We start from the raw sequence: 3,463 nt of genomic DNA, 5'->3' as shown, positions 1-3,463 counted from the left end.
AAGAAGGTGCTCATGGGAAATCCCCTAAATGTTGTATAAACAACGCGGTGATTTCTTACACCTTGGTATTCCTGTTCCGTTGAATCCTATACAATACACCCTATAATCTCTCGAATAACATACATCCTTAAAGGACACCAATGAAAGCCTACCTTGATTTAATGCGTCATGTTCTCGAAAACGGTACCGATAAATCCGACCGTACCGGTACAGGCACTCGTTCGGTGTTTGGTTATCAAATGCGCTTCGATTTGAGTCAAGGCTTTCCGCTGCTGACTACCAAAAAGCTGCACTTGCGCTCGATTATCCATGAGCTGCTTTGGTTTCTCAAAGGCGATACCAACATCAAATATTTGAAAGATAATAATGTTTCCATTTGGGACGAATGGGCGGACGAAAATGGCGACTTGGGGCCTGTGTACGGCTACCAATGGCGCAGTTGGCCTGCCCCCGACGGTCGCCATATCGACCAAATTGCCAATGTGGTGGAACAAATCAAGAAAAACCCTGATTCCCGCCGTCTGATTGTGTCGGCATGGAATCCCGCGTTGGTAGATGAAATGGCATTGCCGCCTTGTCATGCGCTGTTTCAGTTTTACGTTGCCAACGGCAAATTGTCCTGCCAGCTTTACCAACGCAGTGCGGACATTTTCCTCGGCGTACCGTTCAACATTGCCAGTTACGCGCTGTTGACCATGATGGTCGCCCAAGTCTGCGGGTTGGAAGCAGGAGAATTTATTCATACCTTCGGCGATGCGCATCTGTACAGCAACCATTTCGAACAGGCAAAACTGCAATTGAGCCGCGGCACCCGTACGCTGCCGGTGTTGAAAATCAATCCGGAAGTCAAAAACTTGTTTGCATTTAAGTTTGAAGATTTCGAGTTGGAAGGCTACGACCCGCATCCGCACATCAAGGCCGCCGTGGCAGTGTAGGATGGAAAATAGCTAAAAGGTCGTCTGAAATTTCAGACGACCTTTTGATTACGGCGGGTTTATAGGATGCCGTTGGTGTGCACGTGGTCTTCTGTTACTGGTAAGGTTTTATGCTGGTAGGAATAGACGGCATCTTGGATGGTGTTGATGTTTTTGCTGACGCTGACTAATACATCAGACATGCTGACGTTGCTGCCTTTGGTATTGACATTATCAAGCGTATCGCCGTTATGGGTGTTGGAGTTGGCATAAACATCAATATCCGATTCATAACGCAGCCAGGTTTTGTAGATTTGGCCTTTGATGTCGGTTACCAAGGTATTATTTGCCATATTTAAATTAGCATTAACCTTACCATCCCCGGTACTGCGGACTTCAACGATACCGTTATCCAGGTGTCCGTGTAGCGACAGGGTATTATTGGTAACGTTATATTCCTTGGCATTTGTACGCATAAAGGCAAATTCAGCATAACCGCCGGATTCTTCACGAACGGTAACGGCGTTGTTGTTTAGCGTAACCGAGCCATGCATCGGTACGTCGGAGTGATGTTCTTCAATATAGAAAGGAACAGCTCCGCTCTTTATTTTGCCAATATCAGCAACATTATCACTGATGTTGATGGTGCTGGTACCGATACCTTTTTCATGAGTTTGCGGGGCGTAGGTATCATTGATAACCGCCATCAGGTATTTGGTGGATTCGCCACTGATTTTGTTACCGGTAATGTTTAGTGTGTAATCCATTTTTTGTTCATGGTTACGGAATTCGATACCGTAGGTTTGGATATTGTCTTTATAGACCTCCAAGTTATTGATTGTGTTGTTGCTGATGTCAAAATAGCCTTTATCTTTACTGTGTAAGTCCCGGCGTTGCGTATTGGTCTGTACTTGGATACCTGAATACATATGGTAGTCGTATCCCGGGGTGTCATCGACGGCAAGACGGAACGAAGTGTCCTGTGTAATGACATTACCGGATATTTTGACGTTGTCCAGCGAGAATTGGCGGTTATAGACGGCAATCCCGTACAGGCGGTCGCCATTTAATGTGTTGTTTTCAATCAAGACGTTTGTGCCGTCATGTACATCCAAACCTTTCCGATAGTTGTGATCTGTTGTGTTTTTACGGTAGGTAATCCCGTAGTTGTAGCTACCTGCAGCGGCAGCCATACCATAGCCGGTACCGCCATCATCTTGGTGTCCGTTCCAAGATAAGAGATTGCCTTCTCCAAGGAAATTCTTCTGATAGGAAACCAGAGCACCGGCAACGCGGTTGTGGTGCAGCTTGGAATCAATAATACGGTTGTTTTCACCTAAAGGCAGTGAATCGTATTTGTCGTCGATGGAACCGTTGGCAACGCGATCTTTATAAGACAGTTTATAGCCGGCTTCACGCATGAGTGCGGCGGTAGAGGTAAAGGTTACGCCTGCACGGTTTGCACCGGATACTTCCACTTTGCTGATCAGGGTGTTGTCTGCATCGTTGACTAAAATACCGTTTACTTTACCGAAGTAGCTTAAATCTTTCCGGTAGAAGTCAGCATTGGTATATCGAACCGATAGGTCGGCAATCGTTTTACCATTTTGACCATCCACCAAGATACCTGCAAAGGCACGAACATCGTCGTGGTTGGTGTTGGAATTGAATATGCCGACTTGGGCTTTGTCGAAGTTAATCTGGGTTTTACCCATACCCGAACCGAAGATGCCTTTAACGCCGGAGGTATTATTGTCGATAACGATTTGATCAGAAATGTAATAAGTACCGTCCATAAACAGCATGGCTTTTTCTTTGTGGGCGGCTTCGAGTGCAGCTTTGATGGCAGTCAGACTGTCTTTTTTACCTGTAGGATCCGCACCGAAATCATTTACATTAATGTAGCGACCATATTGTTTGGATTCATATACTTTATAGTCGCCGGATTCCGATTGTTTGCCTTCGGCAGGATTATGGATATGGGCAGTCGCAGTCGTTCCTTTTTCAGCAGCAGGTTGCGTAGGAGAAACATTTTTGTTGTTTTGGTGTTGTGTTGCATTATTATTGTCATCGGAAAGGTCGGTTACTTTGCCGGTGTTGTCTTGTGCCGGCAGCGTACTCTTGCCGACATGGGATTTATCGGATGATGGGTTGTCTGTTTTAGAGCCGGTATTTTTTGCAGGTTTGCTCATTTCTTCTTCGTTTGAAGAATGATTGCCCAGTTTATTTTCCGAATGTTTGATTTGTTCTGCACGGTTTTTTTCTGCCAGCTCGGCTTTTGCAGCAGCATCAGCAGCTTTACGGGCCGCTTCTGCCTTTTCGCGAGCACTGATGATGGCTGCTTTACGATCGATTTCTCGTTTTTGTTCCAAAGCTACACGTTCGGCTTCAGCTTTTTCTCGGGCTGCTTTGCGCTCGGCTTCAGCTCTTTCCTGAGCGGCCTTTTTCTCGGCCGCGGCTTTTTTCTCGGCTGCGGCCATGGCAATCTTGTGCGCAATTTCGGCTCTTTCCTGAGCAGCTTTTTTCTCGGCCGCGGCTTTTTTCTCGGC

2 protein-coding genes are annotated in these 3,463 nt (G+C 46.3%); one reads left to right on the top strand and one right to left on the bottom strand.

Going from position 1 to position 3,463, the window contains the following annotated elements:
- The first annotated feature begins 140 nt into the window (after positions 1–140).
- Positions 141–935 carry a thymidylate synthase gene (locus HMPREF3066_RS01935; RefSeq protein WP_049227523.1) on the top strand — a complete coding sequence of 265 codons (795 nt, stop codon included), beginning with the start codon at positions 141–143 and terminating at the stop codon, positions 933–935.
- A gap of 59 nt (positions 936–994) precedes the next feature.
- Here HMPREF3066_RS01935 and HMPREF3066_RS01930 read toward each other — a convergent pair.
- Positions 995–3,463, bottom strand: a 2,469-nt coding sequence (locus tag HMPREF3066_RS01930; RefSeq protein WP_321178890.1) for a right-handed parallel beta-helix repeat-containing protein, incomplete at its 5' end; no start/stop codon positions are given.

Origin of the sequence: Neisseria sp. HMSC03D10 (genome assembly GCF_001807625.1) — a bacterium.
Classification (GTDB): Bacteria; Pseudomonadota; Gammaproteobacteria; order Burkholderiales; family Neisseriaceae; genus Neisseria; species Neisseria mucosa.
Note: the sequence above shows the minus strand (reverse complement) of the source record. Positions and strands in the feature narration are given on the sequence as shown.